This is a genomic window from Uruburuella suis (genome assembly GCF_022870845.1).
Classification (GTDB): domain Bacteria; phylum Pseudomonadota; class Gammaproteobacteria; order Burkholderiales; family Neisseriaceae; genus Neisseria; species Neisseria suis.
Window position 1 is genome coordinate 1,752,140 of sequence record NZ_CP091507.1, and the last position, 23,061, is coordinate 1,775,200.

The following is a 23,061-nucleotide window of genomic DNA, read 5'->3' on the forward strand; positions in this document are numbered from 1 at the left end:
CCTGCGACAGTACAAATAGTACGGCTAGGCGAAACAACGAAGTTAGGTTAGTTTTTTGGATTCGTATAAGCCGATTGCGCCGCTTTATGCATGCGCGTGTGCGCCGCTGTAGCGCGACAGCCCCAAATCATCGCTGCGGATTTCGGTGGCCGTGCCGGAGGCCAAATCGGCGGCCAGCTTGCCCGAGCCCAACGACATGGTCCAGCCCAGCGTGCCGTGGCCGGTGTTGAGGAAAAGATTATCGAAGCGGGTGGCGCCCACAATCGGCGTGCTGTCGGGCGTCATCGGGCGCAGGCCGCTCCAAAAAGCGGCTTGTGCGGTGTCGCCGCCGTGGGGATACAAATCGTTGAGCACCAATTCGAGCGTTTCGCGCCGCTTCGGATTCAGCTGGATTTGATAGCCCGACAATTCGGCCATGCCGCCCACGCGGATGCGCTCATCAAAGCGGGTGATGGCCACTTTATAGGTTTCATCGATAATGGTCGACACCGGTGCGGCCGCATCGTTGACCACCGGCACCGTGAGCGAATAGCCTTTCACGGGATACACCGGCAAATCCAGCCCCAAAGCGGCCAACGCCGGCCGGCTGAAGCTGCCCAAGGCGCACACAAAAGCATCGGCCTCAAAGCGCTCGCCGCCGGCATGCACGGCGCTGATTTTGCCGCCGGCCTGCTCGAGCCGCTCGATGCTGTGGTTAAACTTAAACACCACGCCTTTTTCGGCACACAATGCCGCCAGGCGGGTGGTGAAAAGATGGCAGTCGCCGGTGCCGTCGTTGGGCAGATAAAGCGCGCCGGCCAATTGGTGCGCCACCGCCGCGAGCGCCGGCTCATATTCGGCGCATTCATCGGCACGCAAGCGGCGGTAAGGCACGCCGTAGGCTTCGAGCACTGCCACATCTTTGGCTGAAGCGGCCACTTCGGCGGCGCTTCGGAAAATCTGCACCGTGCCCCGATGGCGCGCTTCAAAGCCCATACCGGTTTCGGCCTCAAATTGATTGAACAGCGCGCGACTGTATTCCGAAATACGCACCATGCGTTCTTTATTCAGGTGATAAGCCGCTTCGTTGCAATTGGCCAGCATCTGCCACAGCCAGCGCAATTGAAACAGGCTGCCGTCGGGCTTGAAAATCAGCGGCGAATGCGGCCTGAAAAGCCATTTGAGCGCTTTTTGCGGAATGCCCGGCGCCGCCCACGGCGTGGTGTAGCCATACGAGAGCTGGCCGGCATTGGCAAAGCTGGTTTCCATTGCCGCCGCTTCGGCGCGGTCGATAACCGTCACCTGATGGCCGGCTTTGGCCAGATACCACGCGGTGGACACACCCGCCACGCCTGCGCCCAATACGATGATGTGCATGTTTCTTCCTCTTTAATTTATTATTTGGCATGTGTTTGCATTTCACCTTGCAACCACACTTTTTTGCTCAAAATCCGGCTCGCCGCCGCAAGGCAAACAAACCCTAGTGAAAGCGGCCAGTCTAATCAAAATTAAATAGTTTTTTTCACTTTATTTTTAATATTTTTTATTTTATGATGGCTGAAATTTTATCAATTAAAGTGAAAAAGCAAAGTGAAAGAACTCGACAAAACCGATCGCAAAATTCTCAAGCTCTTGCAGCAAAACGCCCGCATCGCCATGACCGAATTGGCCGAAAAAGTGGGCTTGTCCACCACCCCCGTTACCGAGCGCGTGCGCCGGCTCGAGCGAGAAGGCATCATCAGCGGCTACCACGCCCGCCTCAACCCGCATGCATTGGGGCAAAGCCTGCTGGTTTTCGTGGAAATCAAGCTGCGCTCGAAATCGGGCAATATTTTTGAAGATTTCCGCCGCGAAGTGGCCTTGATTCCGCAAATTATGGAATGCCATTTGGTGTCGGGCGAATACGATTACCTGATTAAAGTGCGCTTGCCCGATATGTCGGCCTATCGCGATATGCTCGGCAATATCCTGCTGCAATTGCCCGCCGCCGCCGAGAGCCGCAGCTATGTGGTGATGGAAGAAGTGAAAGAAGATATGCTGCTCACGCTGGATTGATAAAGCAGCAAACAAAAAGGCCGTCTGAACATAATGCGTTCAGACGGCCTAGGGTCTGTTCACAATTACTTGTCATAACATTGAATAAAAAGGAAAGCAGGTGTAAAAAGGGAGCTCTCACACAACCCTAATACACCTGCCATGCCCCGCACACTACTCAAAGATGAATACTGGACGAAGCTGTTGCCCATTCTGCGTGATTTGGGTGTTTATTGCAAACCCAATCTACGCCTGATTTTCGAAGGCATCCTATACAGAGTCAGAACCGGCATCCCTTGGCGCGATCTGCCCGAGTATTTCGGCAAACACCATACCGTTTACACGGCTTATAACCGTTGGTCGGCAAAAGGTATTTTTGCCGAAGCCTTAAAAAAGCTCAGCCAAGACTGTGATTTGGAATGGGTAGCCATAGATGGCAGCTATGTTCGGGCGCATCAACATTCAGCCGGCGCCTCATGGCTCAGCGAAGAAGAGGAACACGCAATCGGTATGAGCCGGGGCGGGATGACCAGCAAGATTCATCTGGCGGTAGACGTCTCAGGCAATCCGGTTGAGATTATCATTACTGCGGGCAATATCAACGATATCAGCGTTGCGCCGGAATTGCTTGATAACATCGATCTTGCCGGAACTGAGCTTGTGAATGCGGATAAGGGCTATGATTCAGACCGACTCAGGGAACAGATAGAGGAAAGTGGCGCGAAAGCCAATATTCCCTATAGAAAAGACAGGGAAGAGAAAAATAAAGACATGGACTGGTATCTTTATAAAATCAGGCACTTGGTGGAGAATACTTTTTGTCGTCTGAAACATTTCCGAGCGATTGCCAGCCGCTACGATAAGCTAAAGCGCAACTTCCACAGCACGGTTTTATTGGGATGCATTGTGATGTGGCTACCTTTATGACAAGTAATTGTGAACAGACCCTAGGGTCTGTTCACATTTCATCACGCGGCAATATTTTGGCTCAAAAACACGCCTGCTGCGTTGAAAATGCTCGCAAGGTGTTCAACCTTGCTGTGCTTTTCGCCTTGCAGCCACGCTTTTGCGCTCAAAATCTTACTCGCGGATGAATTGTGAACAGACCCTATAGATTCGGCAATTAAATATTGAAATTTCAACATTAATCCCCATTTCTCCCCAATGGAAAAAGAAGACGGAAGAAAACTTGCAGCCGAAGCCCAATTCGAACGGCGCAAGCAAGCAGTCAGACTGCACAAACAGGGCAAAACACCCGAGCAAATCGCCGAAATGCTCGGCATGGGTCATGTCACCGCGCGCTCAGCCATCAAAATCGCCGAAGCAGACGGCATCAAAGCATTGGCACCCAAAAAGCGCGGACGCCCATCAGGAAGTTGCCGCCAACTGAGTGAAGAGCAGGAAGCCCACATACAGCGCCTTATCTGTGAAAAGCGCCCCGAGCAGATGAAAATGGACTTCGCCTTATGGACTCGGGCGGCGGTTATGGCCTTGATCAAGCAAGAGCTGGCTATCGAATTGCCGGTACGTACGGTAGGCGAATACCTCAAGCGCTGGGGGTTTACGCCGCAAAAACCCATCCGGCGCGCCTACGAGCAACGTCCCGAAGCAGTGAAGCAATGGCTGGAGGAAACCTATCCCGATATCGCCAAACGGGCAAAAGCCGAAAAAGCGGAAATCCATTGGGGTGATGAAACAGCGGTAGTCAATACCGATGTACGCGGGCGGGGTTATCAGCCCAAAGGACAAACGCCGGTAGCCTATACCGTAGGCGGGACACGGCATAAACTTTCGATGATTTCAACGGTGACCAACCAGGGCAAGGCACGCTGGATGATTGTGGAAGATGCATTCAACAGCGACAAGCTGATTGAGTTTCTGGAAGCATTAATCAAAGATGCCGGTAAGAAAATCTTCCTGATACTGGATAACCTGCGGGTTCACCACAGCAAGCCGGTCAAAGCCTGGTTGGAAAAGCATAAAGAGAAGATCGAAGTGTTTTATTTACCCAGTTACAGCCCGGAGCTGAACCCTGATGAACGGTTGAATGCGGATTTGAAACAAGCACTGGGCTCGCGTGTTCAGCATCGTACAAAAGCGAAACTGAAGCAGGCAACGGAGAATCATATGCGGATGCTGGAGAACCATCCTCAACGGGTGGCTGCGTATTTTAGAGATCCGAAGGTGAAGTATGCTGCATAAACATTTCAATATTTAATTGCCGAATTAATAGTCTTAATGATGATTCTTAAGCCGCCAGCCCGAATTCGCGCGCCAAAAAAGCGCGCCCTTTTTCCGTGAGCCGCAACACGCGCGGGGCGGTGGCTGAAGCGTGCACATAAGACCGTGCGGCAAACGCATCAAACAAAGCCGCGCCGAGCCAGCCGGCAATATGCGGCACTTGCTCGGTCCAGTCCATGCACCAAGCCGTGTGCGGCTGCAATGCCGCAATATCCAGCGTTTCCAGCCACAGCCGCCCGGCATCGGTAATCACAAAGCGCCCGTTGGCCGCATCGGCCAACAATTTTTGCTGCGCCAACAAAGCCTGTGTCAGCGCCACGCCCTGCCGCCCGGCCATATGGTCGTAGCAGCGACGCAAGGTGTGTAAAGCCGGCTCGCCCGCCATCACGCTTTGCGGCTTGCTGCCGAGGCGGATTTCGGCCAATTGCTGCAACAAATGGTAAACCTGATTATCGGCAATGCGGAAATAGCGGAATTTCCCCTGCTGCTGCACGCGCAGCAGCCCCGCATCGGCCAACAGCTGCAAATGCCGGCTGGCCGTTTGCGCGCTGATGCCGGCGCTCTCAGCCAAGGCCGTGGCCGGCAAGGCTTCTGCGCCCAGCAAGGCATCGAGCATCAAGGCACGGCTGGGGTGGCCGATTAAGTGGGCGATGTGGGTGAAATAATGAGCGAGCGACATGGCGGTTTCCTCGGCTTTATACCGATTCAAAAAAGCAAGCTTGCAAGGTGGCAACGCAGCCAGATTACTTTTTAGAATGGATATTCTCGGCCGCTTTCAGACGGCCTGTGTGAATAGGACATGGTATGCTGACAATCAGTATGATGAAGCCACTGTGCCTGAATTCATTTCGTTACGCAACGAAATAAGGCCGTCTGAAAAATGTTTATATTGAGGCTGTCTTTTTATTGGGAGCGCATCATGCCCGTGTTTCTGTTTGGCTGCCTGTTCAGCTTGGTGTGGTCGTCGGCTTTTGTGGCGGGCAAGGTTTCCATTGATTATGTGTTGCCGCTGAATTTTTTGTTTTTCCGCTTTGTGTCGGCCGGCTTGCTGCTGCTGGCGGTGTGGGCTTGGCTAAACCGGCGGCAGCCTTTTGCCGGCTTGCGCAATCGCCGCTTGTGGCTTGTCGGCAGCTTGCTGGGGCTGCTCAACTATGCGCTTTACCTCGGCTTTTCCTACACCGGCCTGCAAACCGTGTCGCCGCAGCTGGTGATTTTATTGGTGGCCACCACGCCGTTTATCACTTTGCTGCTGTCGGTGCTGCTGGGCACGCGTCTGCATGCCAAGCTGCTGCTGGCCATCGCCATCGGCTTTTCGGGCGTGTATATCGCGCTGTCAGACAAATTGGGCAACGCCGCTTTCGGCCTAGGTGTGGTTTGGGTGCTGCTGGGCGTGGCCGCGCTCTCGGCCGGCACCCTGTTTTACCAGCGCCATGCCCAAGCATTGCATCCGCTGCCCTTAATCGGCATTCAAAATCTGGTCGGCGGCCTGCTGTTGTTGCCGTTCGCCGAATACCAAAGCCTGTATGCCGCAATGACGAATACACCATTTGTGTTGTCGTGGCTGTATCAAGTTATCGCCATTTCGATTGTGGCCATGTGGATGTGGTTTTGGCTGGTGCGCCGCATCGGCTCCGATTCGGCTTCGGTGTTTCACCTGATGAATCCGGTGTTCGGCATTTTGCTCTCTGCCGCGTTTTTTCATACCGCCGTTACCCGCAATGATATGATCGGCACCGCGGTGGTCATCGCCGGCATGGCACTGTCCATGCGTTGGAAAGCGCCGGGCGGGCACGCCCGCTGATGCCTGCCGTTTATTATCAGCATTAAAACCGAGTCTTTTGCACAACGCTTTTTTATCGCTTTTGCGACCACCGGCAACAAAAGGCCGTCTGAAAATATTTTCAGACGGCCTTTTGTTGATTTGCCAAAAACTTATTTCTTCAACACCGCACGCCGCACAATCTGCCACCAATCTTTCGCGCCCAGCTTCGGCCGCGCGCGGAACACATCGTATTTGTTTTCTTCAAGTTTGTGCACAATACGCTGGCCGCCGAGAATAATCATGCGCAATTCCAGGCCGGTGCGGCCTTTGAGCGTTTTGCCCAAAGGCGAGCCCGCCTTGAGCATTTTGTGCGCTTTGTCGCATTCATAAGCCATCAAGCGCTGGAAAGCAAAATCCACCCGCCCCTCGCCAATCTGCGCTTCGGTGACGCCGAATTTCTGCAAATCTTCCTGCGGCAGATACACGCGCCCTTTTTGCCAATCCAGCGCCACATCCTGCCAAAAATTAATCAGCTGCAAAGCAGTGCAAATGCCGTCGCTCTGGGCAATGCTTCGGCTGTCGGTTTCACCGTAAAGATGCAGCATCATGCGCCCCACCGGGTTGGCGCTTTTGCGGCAATAATCCACCAATTCACCGAAATCCTGATAACGCTTTTTCACCACATCCTGTTTAAAAGCATCGAGCAAATCGTAAAACGGCTGCAAAGGCATGGCAAACGGGCGCACGGCCTCGCGCTGCAAACGCTGCATCAACGCACTTTTCGGCGTTTCCCCGCGCGAAACCGTATCCAGTTCTTTTTGCAGCTCCTCCAGCCGGCACAAACGCACGGCATCTGCCACCTCACCTTCATCGGCAATATCGTCCGCCGTGCGCGCAAACGCATAAACCGCATGCACCGGCTTGCGCAAACGGCGCGGCAACACCAGCGAGCCGACGGGGAAATTTTCATAATGGTTGACTGACATATTGTTCTCTTTGGTTTTATCGTTTGATTTCGATAGATTTTCAGACGGCCTGCAAAAAGAAAAGGCCGTCTGAAAGATTAAAACCCGTTTTCCATCATAATATATCTTGACTGCTCAATATATTGATACTAAAAGGAATTTAGTTTTTATGAAAATATTTTACCCACTTGTTTACCCACTTTTTACGCTTGCTTGAAATATGCAATATCAATGCACATAAGCGGGGATTACATCGGGTTTGCCTTTTTGTGCGGCTTGCCACAAGTCATAATCGGCTTGCTGGTGTAGCCAACTTTCAGGGCTGGGGCTGTTGCTGCCTAACCAAGCATGCAGGCGCAAGGCCATATCGGCACTAATGCCCGATTTGCCGTTAAGCAGGCGGGAAAGGGTCACGCGGGAAATGCCTAATTGCTTCGCGGCCTCGGTTACGCTCAAGCCAAGTTCTGGCAAAATATCTTCACGAATCACTTCGGCGGGGTGCGGGGGGTTGTGCATACGCATGATGTTTGCTCCTAATGGTAATCTTGATAATCCACAATTTCGGCATGGCCGTTTTCAAGTTTGAATGTTACGCGCCAATTTCCATTTACTTTCACGCTCCAATGGTTTTTTAAATCTCCTGCCAGCGGGTGCAAGTGCCAGCCTGCAATATTCATATCACTAGGGGCTTTTGCGCTGTTCAGCCGCGCAAGGATACGGGCAAGTTTGACAGCATGGGCGGCCTGTATCCCTGCTTTGCTGCCTGTTTTGTAAAACCGCTCAAGCCCTTTGTGCTGAAATGAAATTATCATGGCTGTATCTCTATTGTTTACAACATTGTATCGTGTGTGTTTACATTTGGCAAGCATCGAAACCAACGCCAGCAGCCAGCCAGCGGGGCAAGTTTCCGCCGCGTTTTTTGGCCGTCTGAAAGGTTTGCTATGCCGCGCCATAAAGTGCCAATAATTAAGGGCTTAACAGGCTTGTTAAAAGTTAATTAACAATCCCCCACAAGAAAATTTTCTCTGTATGCGAGTGTGGGGGGTCTAGGAAAACAGGGGGCGGAAACTTTTCATGCCCCGCCCCTTGCGGGTTTCCAGCCCTTAAACCATTCTTCAACAAAAAACCTTTAACAAAATCAATGAAAAAACAGCTAAAAAGTATGCGTGAGAGGGGCGGCGGTCTAGAAGAAAAGGCCGTCTGAACTCTCAAACCGCCCCCCCCTTGCAGCCAGTAAGGAAGCATAAGCACCGCCACGCTTCCCAATAAATGCGGTGCGAATTGCCCGCATGGCTCGAACGGCTGGAAGTACCTAAGCTTTCAGACGGCCTTACCTCTGCCGCCGCTTATACCCGTGCCAACATAGCCAGCAAGCGGCCTTTGCCGTTTGCCTGCCCGATATGGTAGCCGCTCAACACGGCCAGCGCGGTGATATTCAGCTCTACCACCGCTTGCCCGTAATCATCTGCCAGCTTCGGCGTGATGATGCCGCCTAGTGATACCGTATCGCCCTTGCTCATGGCCAGCAGGGCGGTGCAAACACCCGCATCAAACGCGATTACATTGCCATGCACGGGTTGCCCGTCTTGCCGCACGGCCATCACATCAATCTTGCCGATAACGTAGGGGCTGGCGCGGCGGGTAAACAGCCGCTTCGGCGGCAACACCAACACGCCGCTAATGATACCGTCTATCATTTAAAACACCTTTTCCGCGCAAATATATATAGCGCACCCTCAAAAAGCTGGTTACTTTGGTTACTTCGTTGATTTAAAAGGAAAAAACGTAAAATTTCGTGGTTACCGCTTGGTTACTTTTACATTAACATATTGATTAAAAACAATAAAATAGCGGTTACCGCATTAAACTATTGATTTAAATAAACAAACAGCTTGTTTTACCTGTTTTTAAGTGCTTTTGCGTCACCATGAAACACTTAACCACATGATTTATAAAGATAAATAATTGGTTATCATAATAAATCATTGTTTTATATTATAAATAAAGATTGTTAAATTTCTCTATTCATTACGGGTAACCACGGTAACCACGGTAACCAAGCGGTAACCAGCAAAGTAACCAAGCCTTTTAGTTAAAAATATGATATAAAATAATAAGTTATATTCGAGTAACCAAAGTAACCACGTTTTTCACCCTCGCGTATGTGGGCGCAACGCCTGCTAGTCTTCTTCTGCATCTGCTTTCATCCGCTCCGCTGGCGGCAAATGGCCGTCTAAAACGTAATACCAGCCCGTGCTTATCCCTGCACGCTTAAGCTGTTTTGTCCACCGCGTGACGCTTCGTTTCAGCCATCCCGCCGCATGCAGCACTTCACACACGAAATCTTTATCAAAGCCGCCGCAAATATCGGTTTCAAATGCTTGGCTGTTGATGTAGAACACTTGCAAATCACGCGCCGCGTCATACTTCACATAGCCCGCATGGTAGCGGCTCGTTTGGGCATAACCGCCCTTGCCGATACTTTCCAGCTCGACAAACATTTCAGAATTACCCTTCGCTTGCAGGTAATCCGCCGCCCTCTGCAAAATAACGCGCTCCTCCTGATTGCCCTTGCCCTCACGCTCATACCACGCGTTAAAGCAGGCTTCCACACCAGCCGCACCCACACCAGCCGCCAAGCCTGTAATGCCCCATTCGGCGGCCAGCTCCAGCGCGGCGGCGGCTAAAGCAAAGCGTTTGGCCACACGGGCAGGCTGCCCGTCTAAATCGGCAGGCAGGCGGGCGCGGAACGCATCGCAATAGCTGTTTACCTTGCCGATTAAGGCGGCTTTATCCTGCTTCATGGCTTCGGCCAGCTTGCCCACCCATGCGCGGCCTGCATGGCCGTAATGGTGTTTGGCGGTTTCTTCCAGCATTTCTGCAAACGCCGCGCCGTCTGAATGGCCGTGCAGGGTATCGAACACGCGGAATCCTTTCCCCGCATCGGCAGGAATAGACGGCAGGCGCACATTCTGCCCCGCGTTCCACTCAAAGCCTGCTTGCTTCATATATTGGGATACAGGAAATTCACCCGTTGAAAGCAGTAAAACGCGCCATTCCAGCCGTTCGCGGTTGCCGCCCTGCTTTGCACCTTGCAGCTTGCCCACGCCGTTAAACAGCGAATAGGCCACGCTGCTCACGTCTTGCCCCCGCGCTTGGCTGATTTCATCCAGCAAAATAAAGCCGTCTGAAGTGGCCGCCGCCATATTGTCAATCGCCAAGGCGGTTGCTTTCCAAGTGTTTTTAAGCTTATCGGGGCGGCCATACACCGAAAGCGCCAGCATGGCGGTGGTGGTTTTGCCGCCGCTTGATGCGTGAAACAGGTGAAAACCGCCGTTTTCTATCTTCATCGGCGCAAGCAGCGGGGCGGCAAAGGCCGCGCCCAATGCCAGCAGCAGGCGGCTGTTGCCCGCTGCATAGGCGGCCAAATGCGCTTGCCACGTTTCAAGGCTGCCTGAAACGCCATAGGCGGGCTTTTTGCTGGTGTCGCCGTTGTAAATCACCTTGCCGCCCGTGTGGCCGATAATTTCCCCGCTGGGCAACACATAGGCCGCGCAATCGTCATCAAGCCAGCCGCCACGGTTGGCTATCTGCCATTCGGTTTTATCGCCCTCCCATTGCAGATAATCGGCTAATGCGCCCATGGCCTTACCGCCCGATTTCACGCCTATGCCCAAACCGCGCAAAAATGCCCAGCAAGCAGGCATGCCCACGATTTCCAGCGGCAAGGCGGCTTGTTTGGGCTGCTTTTCGCCAGCGCGGTAATACTCGATTACCCTGTATTCTTTGTCGTCTTCACCGATTCCGCGCCCTACCAAATTCACATAATCGGCAATATGCAGCGGCGGCAAGTGGTAAAAATCGCCCTCTCGTGTTGTACCTACTCCGACAAAAAACACACCAGCCAAGCCGCCGTTATTCGGCTTGCGCAATTCGTAAAACGGCAGAATCGGCGTGTCGTCTGCCGTCTGAATATTCTGCAAGGCCTCAAAATCGCTTTTTACGGCGTTTTTGCCGCGTGGGCTGGTGTTGCCCTTAACCACACGCAAACCGCGCTTAGGCGCTTTGTTTTCGCCCTTTGCTAGCGAGTTTTCGGTGTTGTGGTCTTGCTTGGTGTCGTTATCTTTCCCCAAATCGTCTTTATCCTTGCTCATGCTGCCGCCCCTTTCTGAATTTGCGCCGCCAACACATCCAGCGCATCCGCGCCCGTGTGGTCAGGTTGCCAAATCTTGATGCTTTCCAATTCGCGCTGATAGCGCCGCTGCAACAGCCTTGCCGCCTGCAAGCCCGTGCCGTTTGTGTCGTTGTCGGCAATAATCACCAGCTCGCGGATTCCATCGGGCAACACCAGCGATTGAATGCCGTGTGCAGAACCACACGCCCACATCGGCACACCCGATACATACCGCGCTGCAAAAGCGGTTTCTATGCCCTCGCATACCCCCAAAATGCCGTTTGCAGGCTCAAACAAGCGCATGGCCGCGCCCGTTAGGCTGCCGCTGGCCGCGCTCCGCATTTTCTTGGCGGGCAGGCGCTCGCGGGTTTTCGGGTCAAACAATACGGCCTTGGCGGGCAAATCGTTATAGGCCGTCTGAAAGTAAGTGATGTGCAGGCCGCAAGCCTTGCCCGTTACGTCTTGAAACAAGCCCACCATGGTGGGCAGATGGGCAATCACGCGCCCGTTATGCCAATAGCTCATGCGCTTGTGAAAGCGCAAAGCCGCGCCGTTTACAGGCATTTTTTCGGGCAACGGCACACCGCGCACCCAAAGGTAATCGGCAATATCGGGCGCTTCATCCCATGCCACACATTCCGCCCACAAAGCCGCCAAGCGGTCACGCCGCGCTTTGTCTTCGGCGGTGTTGTCGGCTTTTGGGGCGGCTCTTGCCACGGCGGGGGCGATTTGGCCGCCATCCAAGCCCACCACCACGGCCACGGCTTTCACGGCTTCGGCAAAGCTGTAGCCATACATCAGCATCAGCAAATCTAAGCCGCTGCCGCCATCGGGTGTGCAATGGTTGCAGATAAAGCCGCCGCCCTGCTTGTGGTTGGTGAAGCGAAAACGGTCACGGCCTCCGCAAGCGGGGCATGGCTGGTGTTTTTGGGTGTTGGTCAAAGCAGCAGGCACATTCAGCGCTTGCAGGATTTCAGGCCAGCGGCCACGGGCGGCGGCTTTAACGTCATCGAGCCGATAGCGCGGCTTGTTTTCGCGGGTTTGAGTGTTTGAATTCATGATTCTGCCTTTCCAAAGGCTGCAACAAGCCCGTCTAAGGGCAGAAATGCCCTTTAGGCTGCTTACATTGCGTTTTAATGGGGTTTTGTGGGTTGGGTGATGGGGTAGATAGCCTAAGCGCTGGAAACGCGCTTAAAACGCTTCTTTTGCGCCTTTAACTCATTTTGCAGAATCAGGGCGATATACCACTTACCATCTGATTGCTGCACCACGCACACGCGGCCATAGCTCGGATTAATCGCCAAGCCCTCAACCATGGCGGCCACTTCTTCAAGGCTGGCCACGGGCTGAAAGGGGCGGATTTCTAAGATTCGGTTCATGCCGCGCCCTCCGTCAAGTCAGCGAGGCCGTCTGAAAGCAAATCAGGCACGGGCAACGGCGCGGCTTGCTGGCCTTGCTCATGCACACGGAACACCAGCCAGCGCGGCGGGTGATACACCATGCCGAAACGCAACGCAGGGTAAGCACCATGCAGGGCTTTCAATGCGCCAAATGCAGCGGTCGCTTCGGTGTGACTGTGATGCGGGGTGATATATAACGGGGTTTGAATCTTCATGGCTTCGGCCTCCGCTCGCTGCTTTCCGCCGTGGCCGTGTCATAGCCCTTGCTGTAGCCCGCCTGATAGGCATATTCCACATCAAGGATTGAACGAATAGCCGACAATTCGGCCACAGCAGCCCCCAATTCGGCATTTACAGCATTCACACAGGCGCTTACGTCTGAAAGCGCCACTTGGTAGGCGGCTTCGGCGTGGGCATTGGCTTCAGCCAAGCGGCTGATTGTGTCCATCACAGCAGCGATATTGAGCAATGCCCCCTCTGCCTGCTCGGATAAAGCGCCCAATTCTTCGGCGCTCAAATCGCCGACAGCATCAGCGTGAAGCAGCTCGATATTGGCCAGCAGGGCAGGGATTCCGCCTTGATAGCGCTTATTTACGCGGTTTGGTGATTGTGTGGGCTTGTTCATTGCGCACCCCCTGCAATCACGCTGCACACCAGCCAACGGCCATCTTGCTGAATGATGTTGAATGCGTAATCGTTGCGGTTGGCTTCGGTTAAGCGGTCGATAAAGCGGCCAGCGTCTGCCAATGTGGCGAATGAGCGTATTTTGCGGCTGATTAACGGGCGTGAATAGCCCTTGCGGATTTTAGTCATGATGGTTAGTACCTTTTCGAACTGGGTTATTAAGCCCGCCGCCACGCTGCTAAACGTGTGGGCGGGAAACAAAAGGCGGGTTAGCAGACTGGCAGTTCGAACCAGCAGGCGCAAGGCCTCCCGCCCCTGTTTCCCATTGGAAAAGGTATAACAAGGGATTGCAGACGTAAAAATACCGCTTGCCCGTTGATAGGCTTTGGCGGCTTGTCTGCCGAACTGTAAAGGGCTGCTAAACCCTGTTGCACGATTGAATGCAACGAGCTTATTTTGCGGGTGTTTTAGCGAAGCGTCAAGCCATACACGGCAATGGCACAAGACAAGGCCGTCTGAAAACGCGGCAAAGCAAATAAGATTTTGAAATTGTGGTAACATCGGATTTCCTTTTTTTATGCCCCTATAGCCGCCAAACAAGGCGGGATTCACCGCCAAGCCGCAAAGCTTGGCGGTTTCGATTTTTGATTCATTCCAAGTCACAAATCAAAGCATCAAGGGATTCAAAAACTTCAGTTAAATCATCAATCACGCTATCAATTTCGTAGCTTTCTTCACTTACATCATCAGAAAGAAATACCGCCTTTGAAATGTCTTTCATTTTGCCTATCAGCGGTTCAATCAAATCGAATTGTTCTTGCAGAATGTCCACTAATTCATCTTTTTCAATATTCATGCTGTTTTCTCCTTGCTGGTGTGTTTTGCACGGCTCGCAGCGATTCGGGCGCGTAACCATGCGTCAATCTCCGATTCAACCCATGCAACCGCCGCCCCTGTTAGCCTGATGCTTCTTGGAAAGCTCGCATCATGGCGCGGGTCTTTCGGGTTTAATTTGGCGTAAATGGCTGCTTTCGATAAGGCCGTGCGTTCAACCACCTGCCCGATTTTCAGCATTTTTACTGCTTGGCTTTCGGTATTTTCCATAGCGGAAACTCCCATAAAAAAACCGCCCAAAGGCGGTAGATACAAAAAAAGCCCATACGGAAAACCCGTATAGGCTCATTCAAAAAACTATGGATTACAAAATAGAAATTTTACAATAATCGTCATTCAGACGGTCAAAGGCGGCTTTGTTTTGCGCTTTCAGCTTGTCAATTTCAATTATTACATCATAACCGCCGCCGCCAGCATTACAGTATATGCTGTTCATGGCGTAATATACCGCTGGAAGCATCAAGAAACGAAACGAATAATGATAACGCCGCGCCTTGCCATATTTCTTTACTTCCAAACGCCGATAACGCGCTAAATATTCGATTTCATCATTCCAGTAAACCAAATCAAGCAGCCTGTATTTTGCGGCCTGATTCCGCGCACTAAACGCCTGCAATTCTACCGCTTCCAGTTCCCACTCTTCCTCATGCTCTTGCCGCCGTGCTTCGCCGCTCAACATCTTGGCTTTCTGCCTTGCCCTACAAGCAGCCACGGCTTCGGCTTGCTGTTTCTGTTTTTCCACTATAGCGGCTTGTGATTCCGCATAATGCGCGGCTTCAATGGCGGCCATTTCCCTTTCAAACATCCAGCGGTCAATATCGCTTTTGCGCCATGCCTCTGATTTATTTCCGATAGGAACAGGCGCGGGAAAAGTAGGGTCATACGCCGCCTTGTCGTTTTTATTCATCATGCGCAAAATCATACCGTGCGCATGCCCGATAATCCTCACCAACTCAACCATTTTTATATAAGTTTCAGCCATATAAGCACCCATTCAGATACAAAAAAGCCGCCCGAATCAGGCGGCGGCAAACTCTCTAAAATTCAATAAAAATACAATAATCCACAAACATAAGCCTACCAAAGCGATTTAAAGGCGCAAAAAAAAACCGCCATCGGGCGGCTGGGCTTGCTGCAAACGCAAGTAAAACAGTTTGGCATAATTTAACCAAATTAGTGCACCATGTCAACCTATACAATTCCACAGCAACCAACTGGCAGCGATTTCAGACGGCCTTTAACCGCCTTTGCGCTTTTCAGACGGCCATTTGTATTCAAGCACCGCGCCCACAGCCAACACCAGCACCATAACCGCTACAAACTTCCAGCCCCATGCTTGCCAAGCCAAAAACAGCATAAACAACCCGATAACAAGAAAAAAGCCATGCGCAAGCCAAACCATCAGCCGAAATATAAACATCGTCTTCACTCCCTTGCTGGTGTATTCCCGTTTTCAGACGGCCTACAAAGCCGCCGAAAAACCGAAAAAGCGTGTGACTTTGACAAATTTACGGTACTTTTTACGGTACTTTTGATTTTTAATAAAATTTTTTTCAATAAAATCAATTTATTAATAGACAAGTTTGTGTCTTTACACAAGACAATAACACTATTTTCTACCGTTTTCAGCCGCCACAATCGCCGCCGCCTCGTCATACCGCTGTTTCAGAAAGCCGCTATACCATGCGGCCAGTTCGCGCCGCTCTTCAAAGCGGAACTCTGCCGCCGTCAGGTAGTGGGCTAAAGAATCCATGCCCTGCTTTTTCAACGCCGAACGCTGGATATGCCCAAGCGCCAAGTCTGTGGTTAGAACGTCTTTGCCGTTGATGGCGCAAATATTGGTCATGGTGTGCCTGAAGCCGTGCATAGACGCGTTGGATTTACCCGCATGGCTGCCATCAAAGCCCAGCCGCTTAATCGCCACGTTGCCCACCTTTTGGCTGATATAGGCATTGCCGCCCACACCACGGCGCAAGGGCGGAAACAGATAGGCTTGATGGCCTGTGATGGTATGCAGCTCTTGCAGCAGCGCCAGCGGCCAATCGGCCAGCGGTATCAGAAAATCATTGCCCATCTTCATATCTTCATCGGGCATAAACCAAATGCGCCGTTCAAAATCAATATTCTCCCAACGGCTCTTGCTCAATGCGCTTTTACGCGGTGCCAGCAGCGCATTGAATAACAGCAGATAGCGGGTTATCGGGTGAATATCCGCGCTGGTTTGCAGGGCGTGGAAAAAGGCCGTCAACTCCGCCGCTGGTAAATGCGGCTCGGGGTTGCTGGTGTGTTTGGCCAGCAGCAGCTTTGCGGTGTCTACAGGATTGCGCCGCTCTTGGCTGATTAAGCCCTTGTTCACGGCAAAATCCCAAATCTGCCCCACAATCTGCATGGTGCGCTTGGCGCGGGCGGGGATATTCTTGTGATTCAGCCACTCGGCAAATTCCGCCAACGCCTGCGCGTCCACATCGTTGATATTGGCATTCGCCGCAAAGAAGATTTCAATATGCGCCAAGCTCATGCGGTCACCGTTCAGCGTGTTTTGCGCCACCGCGCCTGCACGGCTTGCAAGCCACGTCTGCCCTACTTCGGTCAGGCTCTTGCCGTTTTCCCTCTCCAGCCGCTCCATGCGCTTAATGGCCTGCTTCTCCGCCATCGGGTCAATACCACCCCTAAGCTGCCTTGCCAGCTCAAAATTAGCCGCCCGTGCTTCTTTCAGGGAAACTTGCGGAAAAGTGCCGATAGAATATATCCGCTCTATGCCATCGTTGGATTTATAGCGCTTTTGCCATGATTTGCCGCCATGCACAGACACCAGCAAAAACAACCCCGCGCCATCCGCCAAACGATAAGGCTTATTTTTTGGCTTTGCGGTTTCAATTTGCCGCTGCGTCAGCTTGTCTTTGCCAGCCATTCAAACACCCAAAAAATTTTACCCACTTTTTTACCCACTTTTTACGGTCGCTTGGGGTAGATTCGTGTAGATTATTGTAGACAATATCAACCTATATATTTTTATAACATACTGTATTAAATCATATTTTTTAGATATGCATAGATTGCTATAGATTGTCAAATTTCTTAAAACCCGTTTTCCATCATAATCTGCCCGGGCACTTTGTTGCGGTGCATGGCAAAGCCCATATCGAGCAGGGTTTTGAAGGTGTCCTTCACCATTTCGGGGTTGCCGCAAATCATAAAGCGGCTGTTTTCAGGGGTGAAATCGATGTTGAAGGCGCGCGCTAAATCGCCGTTTGCCAGCAATTCAGGCAGGCGCGCGCCGTGCAGTTGGCCGCCGGGGCTGCGGGTGGTAACGGGCACAAAGCTGAGCTTATGGAAATATTCTTCAATCAGCGGGTGGTGTTTCAAGTCGGCGATGGTTTGGTTGAAAATCAGCTCGTCGGCATGCGACACGGAATGCGCCAGCGCCAGCCGCTCGAAGCGCTGCCAGATGTCGGGCTGCTGCAAAATGGATAAAAACGGGGCGATGCCGGAGCCGGTGCAGAGCATGATTAAATCGCGCCCGTCGGCAAAGCGCTCGGGCAGCAGAAAGCCGGTGGCGTTTTTATCGAGCAGCATTGTGTCACCGGCCTTCATTTCGGCAAATTTGGCGCTCATAGGCCCCGCTTCGATCAGCACGGCGAAGTATTCGAGCGTGTCGGCATATTCGGCAGACACCACGGAATAGGCGCGCCAAATAAAACCTTGTCCATCATGAAAGCCCAGCCGTGAAAATTGGCCGGCGGCAAAGCGGTAGGCTTCGGGGCGGGTGATGGCAAAGGTGATCAGCTTGTGTGTGTGGTGCTTCACCCACAATAGGGTTTCTTCGGTGTATTTGGCTTCGGGTGGCGCGGCCATGCTGTGCTCGTGATTTCAAATGGTTCAGACGGCCTTGATTATACTGTAAGGCCGTCTGAAACATAACCATGCGATTTATGGGGAAATCTGTGTTTGCGTTATGATTGCGGTTTGGCGGGTGCGCTTTGTTGGTGCGTTTGCGGGTGCGCAGGTGCCAATGGGTCGCTTTTGCGCTGATGGGCGGCAAACCAAGCCAGCGCGCCAATCAGGGCAGCCAGCAGCGTGAGCCACAGCAAAAGTTTGGCCACGGGCAGCGGCTCAGCGGCTTTTTGATGGTGCGCCGGCATGGGGCTGGCGATGGTTTCGGGCTCGTGCCCGCTTTGTTGTGCGGCAATCCATTCATCGTGGGCGCGGCGGCGCTCGGGATCGGAAAGCACTTGATAAGAGCGGTTGACCAGGCTCATGATGCGGTGGGCATCGGGATTATGGCGGTTTTGGTCGGGATGGTATTTTTTGCAGAGCAAACGATACGCCGCGCGGATAGCCTCTATCGGGGCATCCGGCGCCACTTTCAGATTATCGTAGTGGGTGCGTATGCGTTTGGACATAAAAGCCTGCATGGCCTGAAAAGAAAAGCCGATTATAGCAAAAGCCGTCTAAAACGTTCAGACGGCTTTTCGCTTGATTGATTCAATAAAGCAGCCTATCAAGCCGCATCATGGTTTACGGCATCTTGGCGGCGCAGCAAAGTAATCAGGCTGCAAATGCGCTGCTTCATTTCACGGCGGTCGACAATTTGATCGATGGCGCCTTTTTCCAGCAAAAATTCGGCGCGTTGAAAGCCTTCGGGCAGGGTTTCGCGCACGGTTTGCTCAATCACGCGCGGGCCGGCAAAGCCAATCAGCGCATTAGGCTCGGCCAGCACCACATCGCCCAAAAAGGCAAAGCTGGCCGACACGCCGCCCATGGTCGGGTCGGTGAGCACGGAAATAAACGGCAGGCTTTTTTCGCTAAGCAAATGCAGCGAAGCGCTGGTTTTGGTCATCTGCATCAAAGAATTCAGGCCTTCCTGCATGCGCGCACCGCCGGAAGCCGACACGCAGATAAACGAGCAGCCGTCGGCAGCGGCACGGCGCACGCCTTCAACAAAACGCTCGCCCACCACCGAGCCCATCGAGCCGCCGATAAAGCGGAATTCAAAAGCCGCCACCACCACCGGCAAGCCGTTCATGCTGCCTTTCATCACCACCATGGCATCGTCTTCGCCGGTGAGCTTGCGCGCAGCGGTGAGGCGCTCGGGGTATTTTTTGCTGTCTTTGAATTTAAGAATGTCTACCGGTTTGATTTGGGCGCCGATTTCTTCGCGGCCTTGCTCATCGAGCAGCAGATTGAGGCGCTCGCGCGCGCTCAGGGCATTGTGGTGGCCGCATTTGGGGCACACATAGCTGTTTTGCTGCAAATCGGTGGCATACAAAGTGGCCGAACACGACGGGCATTTGCTCCACAAGCCTTCGGGCACCACAGAAGAAGTGCTGTCGTCGCGCTTGATTTTCGGGGGTAAAATTTTATCTAACCAGCTCACGGATGGCTCCTTAAATGTGTTCAAACGGCCGGCCTCTATCTTTCAGACGGCCTTTGGAAAGGGTGAAAAAGCGCCCTGATTTTTCAGCTGATGGCGTTTTTCAATGTTTTGGCCAGCGCGCCGGCGGCGGCGGCTTCGTTGCCGGGGTTGCGCTCGATTTCGTTCACAATGCGGCTACCCACAATCACGGCATCGGCCACAGTGGCGATTTTGCGCGCACTTTCGGCATCGCTGATACCAAAACCCACGCCGATCGGAATATCGATGTGTTTGCGCAAAAGCTCTATTTTACGCGAAACGGCTTCGGTATCCAACTGCGCCGAGCCGGTTACGCCTTTGAGCGACACATAATACACAAAACCGCTGGCCAGCGAAGCAATGGTTTGGATACGCGCTTCGGTGGTGGTGGGTGCTACCAGAAAAATGCAGTCTATGCCTTGCTGTTTGAGCGCTTCATGCAAGGGCGCAATGGTTTCCACCGGCGAATCCACGGTGAGCACGCCGTCCACGCCCGCTGCGGCGGCCGCTTGGGCAAAAGCGGTATAGCCCATTTTGTGCACCGGATTGAGATAACCCATCAACACCACCGGCGTGGCGGCATTGCTTTGGCGGAACTCAGCCACCAGCGCGAGCACATCTTTGAGCGACACGCCCTGCGCGAGCGCACGCTCGGCGGCGCGCTGTATGGTGGGGCCATCGGCCATCGGGTCGGAAAACGGAATGCCCAATTCAAGGATGTCGGCTCCGTTTGCCGCCAAGCTGTGCATCAGCGAGAGCGTGGTGCGCAAATCAGGGTCGCCGGCGGTGATGTAGCTCACTAAGGCTTTGCTGCCGTTTAGTTGCTCGAAAGTGGTTTGGATTCTGCTCATGGCTCTGCCCGTGTTTCATACCCGTTCAAAAAAGCAAGCTTACAAGAGCGGGCCGCAAACAATACAGATAACAAGCAAAGCGGCAACGCAGTAAAGTTATTTTTGATGGGTTTCAGACGGCCTGCCGCACAAAGCGCCAGGCACTCAAAGCCTTGAGTATAACACCGCTTTCAGACGGCCTGTAACGATATTTTACACACAAGCCGCCCCCAAAGCCGTGGCAAACAGCGTGCCGCCGCGCGCTTTCGCCTTTATAATCGGGCGCATGACTACCGACACCCTCCTCCCCCCTACCGCACCGAAAACCCGCAATGCCTTAATCGAGCAAGTGATGAGCCGCGCTGCCGGCTCGCATTCGCGCTACGGCAACCGCATCGAAGTGCTGCTCGACAGCACCGAAAATTTTCCCGCTTGGGAAGCGGCTTTGCGCGCGGCGCAAGAATCGGTGTGCATCGAAATGTATATCTTCGCGCCCGATGAGTTCGGCCGCCGCATCCGCGCCATTTTGCTCGACAAGCTGGCCAAAGGCGTGAAAGTGGCGCTGGTGTATGACTGGTTGGGCAGCCTCAATGCGCATGTGCGCGGTTTTTTCAAGCCGCTGATTGAAGCAGGCGCAGAAGTGCGCCCTTACAACCCGCCCGCCTGGACCGCCGGCATCGGCCTTTTTTCGCGCAACCACCGCAAATCGCTGATTATCGACGAGCACACCGCTTTTGTGAGCGGCTTGTGCATTTCCGCCGCGTGGGAGGGCAAGCCGGCCAAAGGCATCGAAGCCTGGCGCGACACCGGCTTGGCGCTGCAAGGGCCGATTGTGCAAGATGTGTTGGCCGCGTTTGAAGACACCCTGATATCGCAAGGCGGCACCATGCCGCCGCTCAAGCGCTATGAGAATGAAGACGCCATGCCCGCGGGCAGCACGCGCGCCCGCGGGCTCGCCACCACGCCGGCCAACATCAACACCATGCGGTTCGATCTCAACATCATCGGCCTGGCCACGCAAAACCTGTGGATCACCGATGCTTATTTCATGCCCACGCGCATGTATGTGCAGGCGCTCATCAATGCGGCCAAAGCCGGTGTGGACGTGCGCATTTTGGTGCCGCGCACTTCCGACATCAAATGGATAGGCACGGTGTCGCGCACGCAATACCGCAGCCTGCTCGATGCGGGCGTGCGCGTGTTTGAGTGGGACGGCACCATGATACACGCCAAAACCGCGCTGGTAGACGGCCAATGGGCGCGTGTGGGCAGCACCAATCTCAATTTTTCCAGCTGGTATGCCAACCGCGAGCTGGATATTTCCATTGAAGACCCCGCCACGGTTTACCAGCTGGAGCGCGCTTTTATCAACGATTTAAACCACGCCACCGAAGTGATTCTAAACGAGCAGGCTCATGCCGAGCTCAAAGAAGAGCGCGAGCGCATGTTTCGCGGCTTTGCCCGCCTGCACAAAGGCCAGGCCAAAAGCGTGATGCGCCAGGCCATGCAGCTGAGCCACGCTTTCGACACCGGCATTTCGGGCACGCGCGTGGTGGATGAGTCGGAAGCCTGGGCTTATCTTTCCATCGGCATCGGCGTGTTGCTGCTGGCGCTTTTGTTGTGGTTTGTGCCGCAGATTGTGATGTGGCCGCTGCTGCTGATTTTGGTGGTGGGCGGGCTTTCCGCCGCTTTGCATGCCATCAAGCAGCTTGCCGAATTCAAGCGGCGCAAACCATAATACCGTTCAAACACAATACACTACCGCTCAACTATAACGTTGTTTAACAAGCATACCGTTTAGCCGTTTTAAATGCCGTCTGAATGTTTTCCCCACATTTCAGACGGCATTTTTGTATGCTGGGGCTGTAGTGCTCACTTTTGTATTTAAAAATAAAAAGGAAACAACTATGCGTATCAGCGTTTTCATACTCGCTGCGGCCGTTGTTGGCGGAATTTACTATCTGCAGGTCAACCCCGATGTTGCCGCACAAATCAAGCACGCATTCAGCCGTGAAAATCTGCTTGAGGTGCAATATCCTGAAAAAGGCAAGCATCTGCCGATTCAAAAAGATGCGCATCTTTCCGGAAAAGTGCACTCTTAAGCGAATAAAAAATCAGGCCGTCTGAAACGTTTCAGACGGCCTTTTCCATGCCTGTAAATCTTGCTCAGGTTTTCGGCAAGGTCACGCCGGTTTGGCCCATATATTTGCCTTTGCGGTCTTTATAGGAAGTTTCACACACTTCGTCGCTTTCAAAAAACAGCACCTGCGCCACGCCTTCGCCCGCGTAAATTTTGGCCGGCAGCGGCGTGGTGTTGGAAAATTCCAGCGTCACATAGCCTTCCCACTCCGGCTCAAACGGCGTCACGTTCACAATAATGCCGCAGCGCGCATAAGTGGATTTGCCCAAACACACGGTGAGCACGTTGCGCGGAATGCGGAAATATTCCACCGTGCGCGCCAGCGCAAACGAATTGGGCGGGATAATGCAGCAATCGTCTTCCACGGTAACGAAATTTTTCGGGTCGAAATTTTTCGGGTCGACAATGGTGCTGTTGATATTGGTGAAAATCTTGAATTCATTGGCACAACGAATATCGTAGCCGTAGCTCGAGGTGCCGTAGGAAATGATTTTCTGCCCGTTGGCTTCTTTAATCTGCGTGGGCTCGAAGGGCTCGATCATACCGTGCTCTTCGCTCATGCGGCGTATCCATTTGTCGGATTTAATGCTCATTTCGGTTTCCCTGCGGCTGCTCCCGCACGG

General features: G+C 53.1%; 27 protein-coding genes. 6 read left to right on the forward strand and 21 right to left on the reverse strand.

Annotation, left to right across the window (positions count from 1 at the left end):
• Window positions 1-84: 84 nt before the first annotated feature.
• On the reverse strand, window positions 85-1,356 hold the full coding sequence (locus tag LVJ78_RS07920) for a D-amino acid dehydrogenase (protein ID WP_132954926.1): 1,272 nt from the start codon (window positions 1,354-1,356) through the stop codon (window positions 85-87).
• A gap of 213 nt (window positions 1,357-1,569) precedes the next feature.
• On the opposite strand from LVJ78_RS07920, the gene LVJ78_RS07925 reads away from it, so the two are divergent.
• The 3 genes from LVJ78_RS07925 to LVJ78_RS07935 all read left to right on the forward strand — a co-directional run bounded on the left by LVJ78_RS07925 (window position 1,570) and on the right by LVJ78_RS07935 (window position 4,215).
• On the forward strand, window positions 1,570-2,034 hold the full coding sequence (locus LVJ78_RS07925) for a winged helix-turn-helix transcriptional regulator (protein WP_132954927.1): 465 nt from the start codon (window positions 1,570-1,572) through the stop codon (window positions 2,032-2,034).
• Between the two features lie 141 nt (window positions 2,035-2,175).
• Window positions 2,176-2,940 carry an IS5 family transposase gene (locus LVJ78_RS07930; protein WP_244802560.1) on the forward strand — a complete coding sequence of 255 codons (765 nt, stop codon included), beginning with the start codon at window positions 2,176-2,178 and terminating at the stop codon, window positions 2,938-2,940.
• Window positions 2,941-3,177: 237 nt separating this feature from the next.
• Complete coding sequence (locus LVJ78_RS07935) at window positions 3,178-4,215, forward strand: IS630 family transposase (RefSeq protein ID WP_132954952.1); 1,038 nt, start codon at window positions 3,178-3,180, stop codon at window positions 4,213-4,215.
• 46 nt (window positions 4,216-4,261) lie between these two features.
• Here the strand turns inward: LVJ78_RS07935 and LVJ78_RS07940 are convergent, their stop codons facing one another.
• The gene (locus LVJ78_RS07940; protein ID WP_132953321.1) at window positions 4,262-4,933 is read right to left on the reverse strand and encodes an ArsR/SmtB family transcription factor; all 672 of its coding nucleotides are present in this window, start codon (window positions 4,931-4,933) and stop codon (window positions 4,262-4,264) included.
• A 201-nt stretch (window positions 4,934-5,134) separates the two neighbouring features.
• Between LVJ78_RS07940 and LVJ78_RS07945 the strand changes: the two genes are divergently transcribed.
• Window positions 5,135-6,055, forward strand: a complete 921-nt coding sequence (locus tag LVJ78_RS07945) for a DMT family transporter (protein WP_132953319.1) — start codon at window positions 5,135-5,137, stop codon at window positions 6,053-6,055.
• Between the two features lie 131 nt (window positions 6,056-6,186).
• Here the strand turns inward: LVJ78_RS07945 and hpnC are convergent, their stop codons facing one another.
• The 18 genes from hpnC to trpA all read right to left on the reverse strand — a co-directional run bounded on the left by hpnC (window position 6,187) and on the right by trpA (window position 20,319).
• Complete coding sequence (gene hpnC, locus LVJ78_RS07950; protein WP_132953317.1) at window positions 6,187-7,002, reverse strand: squalene synthase HpnC; 816 nt, start codon at window positions 7,000-7,002, stop codon at window positions 6,187-6,189.
• 207 nt (window positions 7,003-7,209) lie between these two features.
• The gene (locus LVJ78_RS07955) at window positions 7,210-7,503 is read right to left on the reverse strand and encodes a HigA family addiction module antitoxin (protein WP_132953315.1); all 294 of its coding nucleotides are present in this window, start codon (window positions 7,501-7,503) and stop codon (window positions 7,210-7,212) included.
• 11 nt (window positions 7,504-7,514) lie between these two features.
• Window positions 7,515-7,793, reverse strand: a complete 279-nt coding sequence (locus LVJ78_RS07960) for a type II toxin-antitoxin system RelE/ParE family toxin (RefSeq protein ID WP_132953313.1) — start codon at window positions 7,791-7,793, stop codon at window positions 7,515-7,517.
• 534 nt (window positions 7,794-8,327) lie between these two features.
• The gene (locus LVJ78_RS07965; RefSeq protein WP_132953311.1) at window positions 8,328-8,678 is read right to left on the reverse strand and encodes a single-stranded DNA-binding protein; all 351 of its coding nucleotides are present in this window, start codon (window positions 8,676-8,678) and stop codon (window positions 8,328-8,330) included.
• A 483-nt stretch (window positions 8,679-9,161) separates the two neighbouring features.
• Complete coding sequence (locus tag LVJ78_RS07970) at window positions 9,162-11,135, reverse strand: DUF927 domain-containing protein (protein WP_132953309.1); 1,974 nt, start codon at window positions 11,133-11,135, stop codon at window positions 9,162-9,164.
• Window positions 11,132-12,214: a toprim domain-containing protein gene (locus LVJ78_RS07975; RefSeq protein ID WP_132953307.1), complete on the reverse strand. Its 1,083-nt coding sequence runs from the start codon at window positions 12,212-12,214 to the stop codon at window positions 11,132-11,134. Before LVJ78_RS07975 ends, LVJ78_RS07970 begins: the two co-directional genes overlap by 4 nt.
• A 113-nt stretch (window positions 12,215-12,327) precedes the next feature.
• Entirely contained in the window at window positions 12,328-12,534 is a 207-nt protein-coding gene (locus tag LVJ78_RS07980; protein ID WP_132953305.1) for a hypothetical protein, read from the reverse strand.
• Window positions 12,531-12,770 carry a hypothetical protein gene (locus tag LVJ78_RS07985; protein ID WP_132953303.1) on the reverse strand — a complete coding sequence of 80 codons (240 nt, stop codon included), beginning with the start codon at window positions 12,768-12,770 and terminating at the stop codon, window positions 12,531-12,533. Before LVJ78_RS07985 ends, LVJ78_RS07980 begins: the two co-directional genes overlap by 4 nt.
• Complete coding sequence (locus LVJ78_RS07990; protein WP_132953301.1) at window positions 12,767-13,180, reverse strand: hypothetical protein; 414 nt, start codon at window positions 13,178-13,180, stop codon at window positions 12,767-12,769. Before LVJ78_RS07990 ends, LVJ78_RS07985 begins: the two co-directional genes overlap by 4 nt.
• Window positions 13,177-13,842 (reverse strand): hypothetical protein, encoded by a 666-nt coding sequence (locus tag LVJ78_RS07995; protein WP_132953299.1) that lies wholly within the window; start codon window positions 13,840-13,842, stop codon window positions 13,177-13,179. The genes LVJ78_RS07990 and LVJ78_RS07995 overlap by 4 nt, the downstream gene beginning before the upstream one ends.
• Window positions 13,829-14,035: a hypothetical protein gene (locus tag LVJ78_RS08000; protein ID WP_132953297.1), complete on the reverse strand. Its 207-nt coding sequence runs from the start codon at window positions 14,033-14,035 to the stop codon at window positions 13,829-13,831. Before LVJ78_RS08000 ends, LVJ78_RS07995 begins: the two co-directional genes overlap by 14 nt.
• On the reverse strand, window positions 14,032-14,283 hold the full coding sequence (locus LVJ78_RS08005) for an AlpA family phage regulatory protein (RefSeq protein WP_132953295.1): 252 nt from the start codon (window positions 14,281-14,283) through the stop codon (window positions 14,032-14,034). Before LVJ78_RS08005 ends, LVJ78_RS08000 begins: the two co-directional genes overlap by 4 nt.
• 94 nt (window positions 14,284-14,377) lie before the next feature.
• Window positions 14,378-15,055 carry a helix-turn-helix transcriptional regulator gene (locus LVJ78_RS08010; RefSeq protein ID WP_165870897.1) on the reverse strand — a complete coding sequence of 226 codons (678 nt, stop codon included), beginning with the start codon at window positions 15,053-15,055 and terminating at the stop codon, window positions 14,378-14,380.
• A gap of 627 nt (window positions 15,056-15,682) precedes the next feature.
• Entirely contained in the window at window positions 15,683-16,984 is a 1,302-nt protein-coding gene (locus tag LVJ78_RS08015) for a tyrosine-type recombinase/integrase (protein ID WP_132953291.1), read from the reverse strand.
• Window positions 16,985-17,151: 167 nt separating this feature from the next.
• Window positions 17,152-17,928: a ferredoxin--NADP reductase gene (locus LVJ78_RS08020; RefSeq protein WP_132953289.1), complete on the reverse strand. Its 777-nt coding sequence runs from the start codon at window positions 17,926-17,928 to the stop codon at window positions 17,152-17,154.
• 98 nt (window positions 17,929-18,026) lie between these two features.
• A complete protein-coding gene (locus tag LVJ78_RS08025; protein WP_132953287.1) occupies window positions 18,027-18,476 on the reverse strand; it encodes a J domain-containing protein in 450 nt (149 codons plus the stop codon).
• Between the two features lie 98 nt (window positions 18,477-18,574).
• Window positions 18,575-19,450 (reverse strand): acetyl-CoA carboxylase, carboxyltransferase subunit beta, encoded by an 876-nt coding sequence (accD, locus tag LVJ78_RS08030; protein WP_132953285.1) that lies wholly within the window; start codon window positions 19,448-19,450, stop codon window positions 18,575-18,577.
• Between the two features lie 83 nt (window positions 19,451-19,533).
• Entirely contained in the window at window positions 19,534-20,319 is a 786-nt protein-coding gene (gene trpA, locus LVJ78_RS08035) for a tryptophan synthase subunit alpha (RefSeq protein WP_132953283.1), read from the reverse strand.
• Between the two features lie 265 nt (window positions 20,320-20,584).
• Between trpA and LVJ78_RS08040 the strand changes: the two genes are divergently transcribed.
• Window positions 20,585-22,036, forward strand: a complete 1,452-nt coding sequence (locus tag LVJ78_RS08040) for a phospholipase D-like domain-containing protein (RefSeq protein WP_132953281.1) — start codon at window positions 20,585-20,587, stop codon at window positions 22,034-22,036.
• Window positions 22,037-22,205: 169 nt separating this feature from the next.
• Window positions 22,206-22,400, forward strand: a complete 195-nt coding sequence (locus LVJ78_RS08045) for a hypothetical protein (protein ID WP_132953279.1) — start codon at window positions 22,206-22,208, stop codon at window positions 22,398-22,400.
• A 64-nt stretch (window positions 22,401-22,464) separates the two neighbouring features.
• On the opposite strand, the gene dcd is transcribed toward LVJ78_RS08045, so the two are convergent.
• On the reverse strand, window positions 22,465-23,031 hold the full coding sequence (dcd, locus tag LVJ78_RS08050) for a dCTP deaminase (protein WP_132953277.1): 567 nt from the start codon (window positions 23,029-23,031) through the stop codon (window positions 22,465-22,467).
• Window positions 23,032-23,061 lie beyond the last annotated feature (30 nt).